This is a genomic window from Vreelandella mediterranea (assembly GCF_970647075.1).
The window spans coordinates 1,059,392-1,072,243 of sequence record NZ_OZ310198.1; the positions used below are offsets into that span (position 1 = coordinate 1,059,392).

Here is a 12,852-nt window from a genome sequence, read left to right on the forward strand (position 1 = left end):
AAGGCTTTCAAGCTCGAAAGCGCCCCGCTCAGCGGGGCGCTTTTTTTGTGCTGTATGAGCCCTTGTAAAAGCGCCGGGGCGCGGCCCTGCGCCCGCTGGCGCTTTACGTTATAATCGCCGCCCGCCCTCGATGCTTACCGCCCATACCCGCCTGGAGCCCTTGATGTATCAGCTTACCCGTTCGCTGCTGTTCCGCCTGGACCCTGAAAATGCCCACGGCCTCACGCTTCGCGCATTGGATGCGCTCCACAAGGCCGGCGGAGTGGAAAAATTGTACGGCAGCACGGTAAGTGACCCGGTCGAGCTGATGGGCCTGCGCTTTGCCAACCGGGTAGGCCTGGCCGCCGGGCTCGATAAAAACGCCGACCATTTGGATGCGCTGGGGGCGCTGGGGTTTGGCTTTGTCGAAGTCGGCACGGTCACACCCAAGTCCCAGCCGGGCAACGACAAGCCGCGGCTTTTTCGCCTGCCCAAACACGGCGCACTCATCAATCGCTTCGGCTTCAATAACAAGGGGGTGGCTCACCTGGTCGAGCAGGTCAAAAAGCGCCGCTATGCGGGGCTGGTGGGCGTCAACATCGGCAAGAATCTCACCACCTCGGTGGATGGGGCGCTGGAGGACTATCTCGTCTGCCTGGACGCGGTGCACGGCGTGGCGGACTACGTCACCGTGAACGTTTCATCGCCCAATACGCCGGGGCTTCGTACGCTACAGTTCGGAGCCCAGCTCGATGCGCTGCTCGGACCCATTCGCGAGCGCTGCAACGTGCTGAATTTGGAGGCCGGGCGCAAGGTGCCGCTTTTGATCAAGATCGCCCCGGATATGAGCAGCGATGAAATCGCCCTGGTGGCGCAAAGTATCACGGACAATGGTTTTGATGGCGTGATTGCCACCAACACCACCGTGGAGCGCGCGGCGGTCGAAGGCCACGCCCACGCCGCAGAGGCCGGCGGGCTATCCGGTCGTCCGGTGTTCGAGCCCTCCAACGCCGTCATTCGCACACTCCGCGAGCATCTGCCGTCGCTGCCGATCATCGGGGTCGGCGGTATCGACAGCCCGAAAAAGGCCAGAGAAAAGCTCGCCGCTGGCGCGGACCTGGTACAGCTCTACTCCGGGCTCATCTACGAAGGCCCGGGCCTGGTACGCCGCTGTGCCAAGGCGATAGCCCAAGGGTAGGAATGGCGCTTGCGAGTAAGCGCAAGGCATGAAAAAGCCCGCTTAAAATGAGCGGGCTCGATCGGTTCAATTAGCTTTTGAAGGGGGAATCGTCAGGTGGTGACCATGGGGTTTTTGTGGATACCGGAAACGCCGGTCATACCGTCCCACTGGTCGCCGCGACCTTCACGCCAACCGCTCATCCAGTACTCGCGTAAATTGACCTCTTGACTGGGGCAATCGTCCCGGGAGCGACCCGAAACCCCCGCTTTATAACCATGAACATACGCCCGCTGGAAGCGATCACGTTTTTGTCGTTTCATTGGCTGACCTCTTTTATGAAAGCCTTGGGTATGAAACGGTATGCCGGAGTGAGAAGAGTGGCCGGCCGCCGTTTCGGAGCTTACTTCAAGAGCGAGTTTGATCAGCTGCCAAGCGCTTGGCACTCACGTGCGAAACGGCGGCCATTCAATCCCGACAAGCCATGGGTTTAAAGTGAAACCTTTGAGGCAATAATTTGCCCGGCTATAAACCCTGACAGATTACGCATGCGTTTTCAGTAGCTACTGTCTTATTGTTAGCCCATGATTGGGGCCGCTGTCGACCCAAAATTGTCATTTAATGTAAATACATTTGCCATATATAGGAATTTCGCGCGGTTACGCGCGGCCAGACTTATGACCGAGCCCAGCCAAAACGCCCCGTTGGATTTTTTAGCGACCTGCCCCAAGGGCATCGAAAGCCTGCTCATGGAGGAGCTCGCAGCCCTGGGAGGTGGTGGCTGCAAGGCCACGGTCGCTGGCGTCTATTTTAGCGCCGACCTGGCCTGCGCCTACCGCGCCTGCCTCTGGTCCCGGCTTGCCAATCGAATCATTTTGATCCTTGGCCGCACACCGCTGGTGGAAAGCGCCGCCGAGCTATACGACGGGGCGCTTGCCGTGAGCTGGCCGTCGCATATCGCGTCGGGTAAAACCCTGGCGGTCGATTTTCACGGGCGCAGCGAGCAGATTCGCCACACCCGGTTTGGGGCGCAAACGGTCAAGGACGCGGTGGTGGATTCGCTGGCGCTGGCCGGGCTTGCGCGCCCCAACGTGGACACCAAAGCGCCGGATTTGCGTCTTTACGCCCACCTGCACCGGTCGAATTTGACGCTGGGTATCGATCTTTCCGGCGACAGCCTGCACCGCCGAGGCTACCGCAAGGAGGTCGGCCACGCGCCGCTCAAGGAGAACCTGGCCGCTGCACTTTTGGTGCGCGCAGGCTGGCCCGAGCGCGCCAAACAGGGCGAGGCGCTGGTCGACCCGCTTTGTGGCTCGGGGACGCTTTTGATCGAGGCTGCGCTAATGGCGGCCGACCAGGCGCCGAACCTTCACCGTCAGCGCTTCGGGTTTCAGGGCTGGGCGGGCCACGACACGGCTATTTGGCAGGAGCTCAAGCGTGAAGCCGAGGCGCGTGCCTCGATCGGACGTAAGCGCTGCAAAACGACGCTTTACGGCTTCGACCAGAGCCCGGCGGCGCTCTCCGCGGCCCGGGCCAACGCCATGCGCGCCGGCGTGCCCGCACTGATCGAGCTCGACGGGCAGAGTTTGAATAAATTGAGCCGCCCCGAGGCGTTAACGGGCCAAAGCGGGCTACTCATCACCAACCCGCCTTATGGCGAGCGGCTTGGCGAGCTACCCGAGCTGGTGGGCCTTTACGCCACGCTTGGTGATAAAGCCAAGGCGCTGTTCCCGGGCTGGACGCTTGCGCTGTTTACCGGCAACCCGGATCTTGGTCACCGGCTCGGTCTTCGCGCCCACAAGCAGTACGCGCTGAAAAACGGCGCGCTGGATGCCAAGCTGCTGCTGATGGCCATTGGCGAAGGCAAAGCACCCCCGCGCAGCGCTCAATCGGGAAGCGAGGGCGAGGCCGGCCCGCAGGGTAGCGAAGAGGGCGGGCCGAGCGAGGGCCGTGCTCCTGAGGACGCGTCCAATAAGGCCACTGAAGCCGCAACCGAAAGGCACGTTTCTGAAAACGCCCGGATGTTTGCCAACCGGCTGGCCAAGAACCAAAAGCGTTTGAAAAAGTGGCTCAAGCAAAGCGGTGAAACCTGCTATCGCGTGTACGACGCCGATATGCCGGAGTTCGCGCTAGCGGTGGACCGCTACGCCGGCAAGGTGCACGTGCAGGAGTACGCAGCACCGAAAACGGTCAACGCCGCCCAGGCCCAGAAGCGGCTTTTCGATGCGCTGGAGGTACTGCCCGAAGCGCTGGGCGTTCGCCCGGCCGATATCTATATCAAGCGTCGTGAGCGTCAAAGCGGTAGCGCCCAGTACCAAAAGCGGGATGCCAGTAACGAGCGTTTCGAGGTTCGAGAGGGCAGTGCCCGGCTATGGGTGAACCTGCGCGACTACCTGGATACCGGGCTTTTCCTCGATCACCGCCCGGTACGGCGGATGCTCGGCGAAATGGCCACGGGTAAACGCTTTTTGAATCTGTTCTGCTATACCGCCACGGCGACGGTGCAGGCCGCGCTCGGCGGCGCCAGCGATAGCGTTAGCGTGGATATGTCCAACACCTATCTCGAGTGGGCGAAAGACAACTTCGTATTGAACGATCTCGATCTGCGCCGCCACAAGGTGGTGCGCGAGGACTGTTTTCGCTGGCTGGAAAACGCGGATACCCGCTTCGATCTGATTTTTATGGATCCGCCGACTTTCTCCAACTCGAAGAAGATGCGCGACACCCTGGATGTTCAGCGCGATCATCCGCGGTTGATCGAGCTTGCCATGGCGCGGCTGGCCCCCGGCGGCACATTAGTGTTTTCCAACAACCAGCGCCGCTTCAAGCTCGATGAGGCGGTTAGCGAGCGCTACCAGGTGGAAGAGATCACCGGCAAAACCTTCGACCCGGATTTTGCCCGGCGTACGAACCTGCACCACGTCTTCACGCTTAGCCACAAGGCTTAAAGCGCATCCAGTAGCGAGAGCTGGCGCATGGCGTCCTGGGCCTCCGGCGTATCGTCGGCGGCCTCCAGCACTTTATCGAACCCCCGCGAGGCCTGAATGGTGGCCTCGTCATCGAGCCACATCTGCGCCTGTTCGCGGGTGTCGGCCAACTGATGCTTCAACCCACCAAACTGGGTGCCGATCTGCCCCCAGGCGCGGCTAAAAATCCAGTCGCCGAACATGTCCTGATGAATATGCACCAGGACATAGTCATGGTCGGTTTCCCAGCGTACGATCACAACACTCTCCTTTGAACCACAACGCTTTTTTCCCGCATATTGTAAAGGCCGGACGCGCAAACGCCTATGAAACTTGTCATTGACGCCAACATTCCCGCTGCTGAGGCCTGCTTTGGCCATTTGGGCACGATTACACGCCGGCCCGGTCGCGATATTACATCCCAGGACCTGGCCGATGCGGATGCGCTGATCGTGCGCTCGATCACTCGGGTCGACGAAGCGCTCATCCAGAATAGCCCGCTTTGCTTTGTGGGCAGTTGTACCATCGGCGTGGACCATATCGATCTCGATTATTTGAGCCAGCGCAGCATCGGCTTTTCAAGCGCCCCGGGCTGCAACGCCGAGGCGGTGGTGGACTACGTATTGAGCAGCCTGGCGACCCTGGCCGAGCGCGAAGGCTGGCCGCTTTTAAAGCGCCGCGTAGGCGTAGTGGGGGCGGGTAACGTAGGTGGGCGACTGGTCGAGCGGCTGAAAGCGCTGGGACTTGCGCCGCTGGTGTGCGACCCGCCGCGGGCAAAGCGGGAGGGCGGCGGTGGTTTCGTGGATCTCGATACGCTGATCGAGCAAAGCGATGTGATCTGCCTGCACACGCCCCTTGTCCGCCAGGGCGAGCACGCCACTCATCACCTGCTGGGTGGCAAGCGACTCGGCGCGCTCAACCCGGGCACGGTGCTGATCAACGCCGGCCGTGGCGACTGCCTGGACGGCGAAGCGCTCGCCAAACGGCTTACCGAGCGTGGCGATATGACGGCGGTGCTCGACGTCTGGGAGAACGAACCCGCCATCGACATGGACCTTTGCGCGCGGGTGTCGCTGGCAACGCCGCACATTGCCGGTCACAGTCTGGATGGGAAGCTGCGTGGCACCTGGATGATCGAACGGGCGCTTTCGCAGTATCTAGAGAGCGCCGATGGCCCGGCGTTCAGTGACATCTGCCCGTCACCGGCTTTGGCGGCGATAACGCTGCAAGGAGCGCTACCCCCCGAAGATGCGCTACGGTTGTGTATACGGGCTGTGTACGATGTTCGCCGCGATCATGAGGCGCTGGCCTACGCGATACGAAAGGAGGGCGTGATAAAAGGATTCGATGCCTGCCGGGCGAACTATCCGCTACGCCGCGAATTTGCCACGCTTCAGGTGAGGCTATCCGGCGAGGCGTTAGCGCTCGAGGGCATGCTGCGAGGAGCAGGCTTCAACGTACTGACGGCATGATGGGCTGTAACGTTAAAGCATCAAACGGGCAAAAGCCTGCCAACCGACTGGGCAACGTACTTGAAATCAACTAAAAATTAAACTGAGTACAATAAGGTGATGGACAATCAATGACGACGTTACCGACAGAACCCATTGGCAGCATACCCCGTTTGAATAAGTTGATTCAGGCACAGCACCGCTTCGATGCCGGCGAAATCGGCGCAGCGGTCATGGATGCCCTTTATGACGAAGCCGTTCAGCAGACGATGCGCGAGCTCGAGGCCACCGGCTCGCCCATGATTACCGACGGCGAGCAGCGCAAGACCCATAGCTTTGCGACTTATTCCGTGGAAGGGGGCGATAATTTTGCCTCCGATGGCCTCGAGATTCCCTTTAGCGATGGCCATGTCCGCCGCTTACCGCGGTTGATCAATGGCCCGTTTCGCTACACTTTCTCCGCCGCCGATTCCCTGGCGATGGCCAGACTCCATACCGAGCTGCCCATGAAGCAGGCGATTATTTCGGTATCGGCGTTGAGTCTTTTCTATCCTGCCGATGGGATCGAGGGCTACAGCCGCGAAGCGTTCCTCGATGACCTGGTCGATGAGCAGGAAAAAGAGATACGCGGCTGCTTCGCCGCGGGCGCCCAAAAGGTACAGATCGATTTTACCGAAGGACGCCTTTCGCTCAAGCTCGACCCCAGCGGCAGCGTACTCAATAGCTTTATCGAGCTCAACAACCGGGTGCTGGCGCGCCTTAGCGATGAAGAGCGCCAGTGCCTTGGCGTGCATACCTGCCCTGGTGCCGATCACGACGCCACCCATAGCGCTGACGTGGATTACGCCGAGCTTTTGCCGAGCCTTTTCGAACTCAAGGTCGGTAACTTCTATATCGCGATGGCGTCGGAAAAAGACCCGGAACGCAGTTTGAAAATCATCGCGCGCTATTTGAAACCCTGGCAGCGCGCCTTTATCGGGGTAATCGATGTCAACAGCCCGCACATCGAAACCGCCGAGGAGGTTTGCGAGCGTGTGCTGCAAGCGGCCCGTTTCATCCCTCTGGCGCAGCTGGGTACCACCGACGACTGCGGATTTTCCCCGTTTTGCGACGATGTTTCGACACCCCGGGAAACCGCCTTTGCCAAAATTCGCGCGCGCGTGGAGGGGACGGCGCTGGCAGCCGAGCGGCTAGAACTGCAGCGCGGCGAACTGCATGAGTAAACCCGAGGCTTTTAACCAAAGCGTCGCGGTTTTCGATGACCGGGGTGGACTGGTCGATTGGAACTCGGGATTTACGGAAGAGTTTGCCGAGGCCGCCGCCTTGCTTGACCACGGGGTCAGTGCGCGCGCCATTAGCGCCGCCTGCCTGCTTCCCGAGCGGGCGCTGGACCTGTCCTGGACCATGTACGGGGAGCCGCCCCCGGCGTTTGAATATATCAATAGCCGCCGATCGATACGGGTCACCCAGCACCCGGGGGCTAATGGTCACGTTTTTCGTATTGCCCAAAGTAATCGGGACACGCCACCGCTACACCCCGCCATGGAAGACGAAAGTACGGAGCTTTTAAGGTCGACGGTTTTGCAGATTTCCGCCGCCGTACTCAAGCGGCGTGAACAGGAGAACCACCGGCTGCTTGAGCTTGCGCTGCAGGACGGGTTAACGCTCGTTGCCAACCGGCGCTATTTCGATGAACTTCTCAATATCGAGTGGCAGCGTTGTCAAAAGGATGAACTGCCGTTGTCGGTATTCTTTATCGATATCGATTTCTTCAAGCGCTATAACGACATTTACGGTCATCCATCCGGCGACGAGTGTCTTAAAGCCATTGCCTCGACCATAAAAGCGCATTTGAATCGCCCCAGAGATTTGGTCTCGCGCTACGGAGGCGAGGAGTTTACCTGTCTTTTGCCGGCCACTGACCTGGCCGATGCCACGCGCAAGGCAATAGAGCTCGAGAAGGCCATTCGAGCGATGGCTCTTCCTCATATAGGCTCAGAGGTAGCGCCGATCGTGACCATCAGCCTGGGCGTGGCCACCGCGCGGCGCATGGAGGGAGGCGAAGCGTCTTTACTGATAAGAGCCGCCGACCAGCTGCTTTACGATGCCAAGGCCGCCGGCCGGGGGTGTGCACGCTCAGCGCTTTACACCCCCTTCGTTTGACCGCGCTACTGACGGTAGGCGGCTTCTTTGAGCGCGCGAATGCGTTCATCCAGAGGCGGGTGGCTGGCGAAGAGTTTCTCCATCATCGAGCGGGTCTGGCCCTTGGTAATGGCCATGGCGCGCATGGTGTCCGGCATCTGGTCGGGCATTTCGGTTTCGGCTTTCAGACGCGTTAGCGCGTTGACCATCGCGCTGGCGCCGGCCAGCCGCGCCCCGGCTTCATCGGCACGGTATTCGCGAAAGCGGGAAAACCAGGCAACGATCGCCGAGGCGATCAGACCAAATACGACTTCTGCCACCATGACCACCGCGAAGTAGCCAATAAAGCCGAGGCCGCCTTCGCTACCACGGCTTTTCAAAAAGCCGTCGAGCAGGTGCGCCACGGCGCGAGCAAAGAACATCACGAAGGTGTTGACCACGCCCTGAATCAGCGCAAGCGTCACCATGTCACCGTTGGCCACATGGCCGATTTCGTGGGCCAGTACCGCCCGGACCTCGTCCGGGCGCATACGGTTCAAAAGCCCCGCCGAAACGGCGACCAGCGCATCGTCTTTCTTCCAGCCGGTGGCGAAGGCGTTGGACTGCTGGGCGGGAAAAATGCCCACTTCCGGGGTTTTGATGCCTGCTTCGCGGGAAAGCTCGGCGACGGTGTCCACCAGCCACTGCTCGGTCGAATTAGAAGGCGATTCGATCAGTACGGTGCCGGTCGAGCGCTTGGCTAGCCACTTCGACATCAAAAGTGAGATCAGCGAACCCGCCATGCCGATGATGAAACAAAACAGCAAGAGGCTTGTAAAGTTGATCCCCTGGCCACGCAAGTAGCCCTCCACGCCAAACAGGCGCAGCGTAAAGCTTGCAACCAGCACCACCGCCAGGTTGGTGGCCAGAAACAGCATGATACGCATCATCGTCGTTCTCTCCCTTTAGGCTTGTCGAATCAAGTCTTTAAAACGGTTTTTCGATACGGTTTCAGGCGATGTCTAAAACCGTGCTGTTAGAGTCGTTTGCTGCCCGGCAGTTTCATGGCCTTACTGGCGGTAGCGGGATAAAAAGTTGGCGAAACGGTCTAGGGCGTCGCCGAGCTGGTCCGCCCAGGGCAGGGTGACGATACGCACGTGATCGGTATCCGGCGCGTTGAAGGCGCTGCCCTGGACCAGCAGAATCTTCTCCTGGAGTAGCAAATCCAGGACCAACTGCTGGTCATCCTTGATGTTGAAGATCGTCGGGTCGAGGCGGGGAAAGGCATAGAGCGCGCCCTTGGGCGTCACGCAGGAGACCCCTGGGATCGCGCTGAGCTTCTCCACGGTAATATCGCGCTGGGCCAGCAGCCGCCCGCCGGGCAGTACCAGGTCGTTGATCGACTGGTAGCCGCCAAGCGCAGTTTGAATGGCGTGCTGGGCGGGTACGTTGGCGCACAGGCGCATCGAGGCGAGCATGGTCAGCCCCTGAATGAAATCCCGGGCGCGCTGCTTGGCAAGCGTTCCGGAAATGGTCATCCAGCCCGAGCGAAACCCGGCGCAGCGGTAGCTTTTGGAAAGCCCGTTCATGGTGATCACGAGCTGGTCGTCGTCGGCCAGCGCCCCGGTCGCCGTATGCTCGACGCCGTCGTACAAAATCTTGTCGTAGATTTCATCCGAGAACACCACCAGGTGATGCTCCTGGGCGACTTTCAAGACTTCCTTGACGACTTCCGGAGGATAGACCGCGCCGGTCGGGTTGTTGGGGTTGATCAGTACGATCGCCCGGGTACGGCTGGTGACCTTGGCGCGAATATCGGCGATGTCCGGCGTCCAGTCGGCCTGCTCATCGCAGCGGTAATGAACGCCGTGGCCGCCGGAAAGGTGGGCCGAGGCGGTCCAAAGCGGGTAGTCCGGCGCGGGGATCAGGACTTCGTCGCCATCGTTTAAAAGCGCTTGCATGCACATCACGATCAGCTCGGAAACACCGTTGCCGATATAGATGTCCTCGATCCCCACGCCCGGGATATTTTTGCGCTGACACTCCTGCATGATCGCCTTGCGCGCCGAATAGAGCCCTTTGGAGTCGCAGTAGCCTTGCGCCGTGGGCAGGTTGCGCATCACGTCTTGCAAAATCTCTTCCGGCGCCTCGAACCCGAAGGGGGCGGGGTTGCCGATATTGAGCTTCAAAATCCGTTGCCCTTCGTCTTCCAGGCGCTTGGCGTGGTCGAGAACGGGCCCGCGGATGTCGTAGCAGACATTATGCAGTTTGTGGGATTTCTTGAGCGGCTGGGGCTCTGAGGGCTGCGATTCTACAGGCTGCGGCGTATCCATGAAGTGTCCCAAACTACCTTGATCAGTAGGGTTAGCGGTCAATAGGTCGTTCGCCATTATGCGCTGAGGGGCTTTCGCTGTCTGCGTCAATCTCGGCGTCATCGTGCAAAGGCGTGACGGGAATGTCGTCCGGCGTTTCCAGCGTAATACGGCCAAGCTTGCCGTCGCGCAGCTCGTGCAGCAGCACCTCGGCACCGCGGTGCAGGTCGACCACACCACCGGCGCGCAGCCCGCCGCGTTTGGCGGCAATTTCTTTTAAAATCGCGTGACCGTCAAAGCCTGCCAGGGCGAGAAAGTCCGGCCGCGCCGGGCCGTCGGCGTCCACGTCCTGGGGTTTTTCCGGCGCCTCGAAAACGGGCAAGTCCTTGAGCTTGTAGCGTGCGGTGAGCGCCTCGGGGTAGCGCTTGGCAAGCTCGGCGCTGGCGACGATACCGACATCGGTATACTCGATGGCGGTATCGCGGATCGCGCCGCTGGCGGCCAAGCGGTAGGCGCTTGCCTGGTCTTCGATCTTGGGCCACAGCACCCCGGGGGTGTCGATCAGCGCTACGCGTCCGTCGATACGTACCTTCTGCTGGCGCTTGGTTACCGCGGGCTCGTTGCCGGTCTTGGCGATCTTGCGCCCGGCCAGGCCGTTGATCAACGTGGATTTCCCGACGTTGGGAATGCCCATCACCATCACGCGCACGTCGCGGTCGGCGCGTACGGCGCCGGCCAGGGTATGGCAAAGCGCGGGAATCTGCTTGAGCTCGCGGCTTTGCGTGGTGGTCACCGCCAGCGCCCGGGTATCTGCTTGGGCATCGAAGTAGTCGACCCACTCCTGGGTGCGCGCGGGGTCGGCCAGGTCCGCTCGGGTGAGAATCTTCAGCACCGGCTTGTGGCGTGTTAGCTCGGCCAGCATCGGGTTGGCGCTGGAGTAGGGCAGGCGCGCATCGAGGACCTCGATGACCACGTCAATTTCCGGCAGCGCTTCCTTTATCTGGCGGCGGGCCTTGTTCATGTGTCCGGGAAACCAGCCGAGCATGGGTATCTCCTACGAGCTCAAACGTGAGGCAAAAAAACGGGCTGCCATTCTATCAGAATGCCAGCCCGTCGGGGCGTGCCGGGAAGCTCAGGCGCGCTTACTCGTTGGGATGAAACTCAAGCGATACAGAGTTGATGCAGTAACGAAGACCCGTGGACTCCGGCGGACCATCCGGAAAGACGTGGCCCAAGTGGGCGTCACAATGAGAGCAGACGACCTCGGTGCGCGTCATGCCGTGGCTCGTGTCGCTGTGCTCTTCTACGCTGCGGCTACCCAGCGGGCGGTCGAAGCTTGGCCAACCGCAACCCGCATCGAACTTGTGCTCGTTTTCGAAAAGCGGCGCGTGGCAGCAGGTGCAGTGATAGATACCTTGCTCGTCGCTGACTTGGTAATCACCGGTGAACGGGCGCTCTGTGCCTTTCTCCCGCGCCACCCGGTACTGCTCGGCGCTTAGCTCGCTGCGCCACTGCTCCGGCGATTTATCGATTTTGGCCATGGGCGCCTCCCTTTATGTATGACGTACAACTGTGAAAAAATTCTCGCCCGTTAATCGAGAAGACTCGATCGACGGCTTATATCAGACCACCAGCGGCGGTATGAGGTTCAGTTTAGGCTATAAGCGGCGCTTACCCAAACAGAGGCGGCGAGCACAGCACGCGTCGTTGTTTGAAGTAGCCGATGGGTAGTGGGTAAAGAAGCGTGTAGAGAAAGTCTAAGAGTAGAGTTAAGAAGTAAGAGTAAGAAGTCAAGGAGTAGGCTGCGTCTTGCCAGGTGCGCTCGATACCGGCTTTTTCCCTGATTGGTTGCACGACCGTTCGCAGCCCAAAGCGCTGTGCTGAAAAGGAAAAGGTCAAATTGACGATGAGTGGCTTGACATAAAAACCTCCTCTGAGTAATATACGCGCCACCTCGACGAGGCAATGAAACGTCCCATTCGTCTAGTGGTCCAGGACACCGCCCTTTCACGGCGGTAACAGGGGTTCGAACCCCCTATGGGACGCCACTTCATCGTCAGGTATCGGAGTGCGGGAATAGCTCAGTGGTAGAGCATCGCCTTGCCAAGGCGAGGGTCGAGAGTTCGAATCTCTTTTCCCGCTCCAATTTGGTAGTGTGGTCAAGCAAGTGCCGGTCGAGAGCTGGAACGCCAGCCCGGTCGAATCTCTTTTCCCGCTCCAAGACGTGTCCCATTCGTCTAGTGGTCCAGGACACCGCCCTTTCACGGCGGTAACAGGGGTTCGAACCCCCTATGGGACGCCACTTCGATTGCGAAAATATGTGAAGCGGGAATAGCTCAGTGGTAGAGCATCGCCTTGCCAAGGCGAGGGTCGAGAGTTCGAATCTCTTTTCCCGCTCCAAGACGTGTCCCATTCGTCTAGTGGTCCAGGACACCGCCCTTTCACGGCGGTAACAGGGGTTCGAACCCCCTATGGGACGCCATTTCGCTGCAACTTGCCAGTATTAAGCGGGAATAGCTCAGTGGTAGAGCATCGCCTTGCCAAGGCGAGGGTCGAGAGTTCGAATCTCTTTTCCCGCTCCAATTTGGTAGTGTAGTCAAGCAAGTGCCGGTCGAGAGCTGGAGCGCCAGCCCGGTCGAATCTCTTTTCCCGCTCCAATTTAGATCCTTCGATCTCTTTTACGTCTTTTTAATCCAGTTATTTTATCTACCGCCCATTGGCGGCGTTTTGCTGCGCGCGCGGTTTATACAGTCGTACCTGCCTATCTCTCTACACTGCGCGCCGCGCCCGGGCCGTTGACGGACACGAACGCGGGTAGTTTCGCTAACTTCTGCCCGCCCGCCTCT

Annotated in this window: 11 protein-coding genes and 6 tRNA genes; 11 read left to right on the top strand and 6 right to left on the bottom strand. The window is 60.0% G+C overall.

The features are described from left to right. The first annotated feature begins 163 nt into the window (after positions 1-163). Positions 164-1,177 carry a quinone-dependent dihydroorotate dehydrogenase gene (locus ACWFVE_RS04945; protein WP_447528180.1) on the top strand — a complete coding sequence of 338 codons (1,014 nt, stop codon included), beginning with the start codon at positions 164-166 and terminating at the stop codon, positions 1,175-1,177. Between the two features lie 92 nt (positions 1,178-1,269). Here ACWFVE_RS04945 and rmf read toward each other — a convergent pair whose 3' ends face one another. Beyond that, a complete protein-coding gene (gene rmf, locus ACWFVE_RS04950) occupies positions 1,270-1,479 on the bottom strand; it encodes a ribosome modulation factor (protein ID WP_447528181.1) in 210 nt (69 codons plus the stop codon). A gap of 354 nt (positions 1,480-1,833) precedes the next feature. Between rmf and rlmKL the strand changes: the two genes are divergently transcribed. Then, a complete protein-coding gene (gene rlmKL / locus ACWFVE_RS04955; RefSeq protein WP_447528182.1) occupies positions 1,834-4,104 on the top strand; it encodes a bifunctional 23S rRNA (guanine(2069)-N(7))-methyltransferase RlmK/23S rRNA (guanine(2445)-N(2))-methyltransferase RlmL in 2,271 nt (756 codons plus the stop codon). On the opposite strand, the gene ACWFVE_RS04960 is transcribed toward rlmKL, so the two are convergent. Then, positions 4,101-4,382, bottom strand: a complete 282-nt coding sequence (locus ACWFVE_RS04960; RefSeq protein ID WP_447528183.1) for a hypothetical protein — start codon at positions 4,380-4,382, stop codon at positions 4,101-4,103. The genes rlmKL and ACWFVE_RS04960 overlap by 4 nt on opposite strands. 66 nt (positions 4,383-4,448) lie before the next feature. Here ACWFVE_RS04960 and pdxB point away from each other — a divergent pair, with 66 nt between their 5' ends. From pdxB to ACWFVE_RS04975, 3 genes are all read left to right on the top strand, one after another. Next, complete coding sequence (gene pdxB, locus ACWFVE_RS04965; protein ID WP_447528184.1) at positions 4,449-5,594, top strand: 4-phosphoerythronate dehydrogenase PdxB; 1,146 nt, start codon at positions 4,449-4,451, stop codon at positions 5,592-5,594. A gap of 110 nt (positions 5,595-5,704) precedes the next feature. Next, the gene (locus tag ACWFVE_RS04970; RefSeq protein ID WP_447528185.1) at positions 5,705-6,796 is read left to right on the top strand and encodes a cobalamin-independent methionine synthase II family protein; all 1,092 of its coding nucleotides are present in this window, start codon (positions 5,705-5,707) and stop codon (positions 6,794-6,796) included. After that, entirely contained in the window at positions 6,789-7,736 is a 948-nt protein-coding gene (locus tag ACWFVE_RS04975) for a diguanylate cyclase (protein WP_447528186.1), read from the top strand. The genes ACWFVE_RS04970 and ACWFVE_RS04975 overlap by 8 nt, the downstream gene beginning before the upstream one ends. 5 nt (positions 7,737-7,741) lie before the next feature. Here ACWFVE_RS04975 and htpX read toward each other — a convergent pair whose 3' ends face one another. The 4 genes from htpX to msrB form a co-directional block, all read right to left on the bottom strand. Further along, entirely contained in the window at positions 7,742-8,644 is a 903-nt protein-coding gene (htpX, locus tag ACWFVE_RS04980; RefSeq protein WP_447528187.1) for a protease HtpX, read from the bottom strand. 120 nt (positions 8,645-8,764) lie between these two features. Continuing rightward, entirely contained in the window at positions 8,765-10,027 is a 1,263-nt protein-coding gene (locus tag ACWFVE_RS04985) for a pyridoxal phosphate-dependent aminotransferase (protein WP_447528188.1), read from the bottom strand. Positions 10,028-10,058: 31 nt separating this feature from the next. After that, positions 10,059-11,051: a ribosome biogenesis GTPase YlqF gene (gene ylqF, locus ACWFVE_RS04990; RefSeq protein WP_447528189.1), complete on the bottom strand. Its 993-nt coding sequence runs from the start codon at positions 11,049-11,051 to the stop codon at positions 10,059-10,061. A gap of 97 nt (positions 11,052-11,148) precedes the next feature. Beyond that, a complete protein-coding gene (msrB, locus tag ACWFVE_RS04995) occupies positions 11,149-11,547 on the bottom strand; it encodes a peptide-methionine (R)-S-oxide reductase MsrB (protein ID WP_447528190.1) in 399 nt (132 codons plus the stop codon). A gap of 431 nt (positions 11,548-11,978) precedes the next feature. Here msrB and ACWFVE_RS05000 point away from each other — a divergent pair. The 6 genes from ACWFVE_RS05000 to ACWFVE_RS05025 all read left to right on the top strand — a co-directional run bounded on the left by ACWFVE_RS05000 (position 11,979) and on the right by ACWFVE_RS05025 (position 12,588). Beyond that, positions 11,979-12,054 (top strand) — tRNA-Glu (locus tag ACWFVE_RS05000). 22 nt (positions 12,055-12,076) lie between these two features. Then, positions 12,077-12,151: transfer RNA gene (locus ACWFVE_RS05005), tRNA-Gly, on the top strand. Positions 12,152-12,232: 81 nt separating this feature from the next. After that, positions 12,233-12,308 (top strand) — tRNA-Glu (locus ACWFVE_RS05010). Between the two features lie 23 nt (positions 12,309-12,331). Next, positions 12,332-12,406, top strand: a tRNA-Gly gene (locus ACWFVE_RS05015). A 6-nt stretch (positions 12,407-12,412) separates the two neighbouring features. Then, positions 12,413-12,488: transfer RNA gene (locus ACWFVE_RS05020), tRNA-Glu, on the top strand. A 25-nt stretch (positions 12,489-12,513) separates the two neighbouring features. Beyond that, positions 12,514-12,588, top strand: a tRNA-Gly gene (locus ACWFVE_RS05025). Positions 12,589-12,852 lie beyond the last annotated feature (264 nt).

Bases quoted from the DNA above. Each gene is read 5' to 3' on its own strand.
- ACWFVE_RS04945 (WP_447528180.1), top strand. From the start codon at position 164: ATGTATCAGCTTACCCGTTCGCTGCTGTTCCGCCTGGACCCTGAAAAT.
- rmf (WP_447528181.1), bottom strand. From the start codon at position 1,479: ATGAAACGACAAAAACGTGATCGCTTCCAGCGGGCGTATGTTCATGGT.
- rlmKL (WP_447528182.1), top strand. From the start codon at position 1,834: ATGACCGAGCCCAGCCAAAACGCCCCGTTGGATTTTTTAGCGACCTGC.
- pdxB (WP_447528184.1), top strand. From the start codon at position 4,449: ATGAAACTTGTCATTGACGCCAACATTCCCGCTGCTGAGGCCTGCTTT.
- ACWFVE_RS04970 (WP_447528185.1), top strand. From the start codon at position 5,705: ATGACGACGTTACCGACAGAACCCATTGGCAGCATACCCCGTTTGAAT.
- ACWFVE_RS04975 (WP_447528186.1), top strand. From the start codon at position 6,789: ATGAGTAAACCCGAGGCTTTTAACCAAAGCGTCGCGGTTTTCGATGAC.
- htpX (WP_447528187.1), bottom strand. From the start codon at position 8,644: ATGATGCGTATCATGCTGTTTCTGGCCACCAACCTGGCGGTGGTGCTG.
- ACWFVE_RS04985 (WP_447528188.1), bottom strand. From the start codon at position 10,027: ATGGATACGCCGCAGCCTGTAGAATCGCAGCCCTCAGAGCCCCAGCCG.
- ylqF (WP_447528189.1), bottom strand. From the start codon at position 11,051: ATGCTCGGCTGGTTTCCCGGACACATGAACAAGGCCCGCCGCCAGATA.
- msrB (WP_447528190.1), bottom strand. From the start codon at position 11,547: ATGGCCAAAATCGATAAATCGCCGGAGCAGTGGCGCAGCGAGCTAAGC.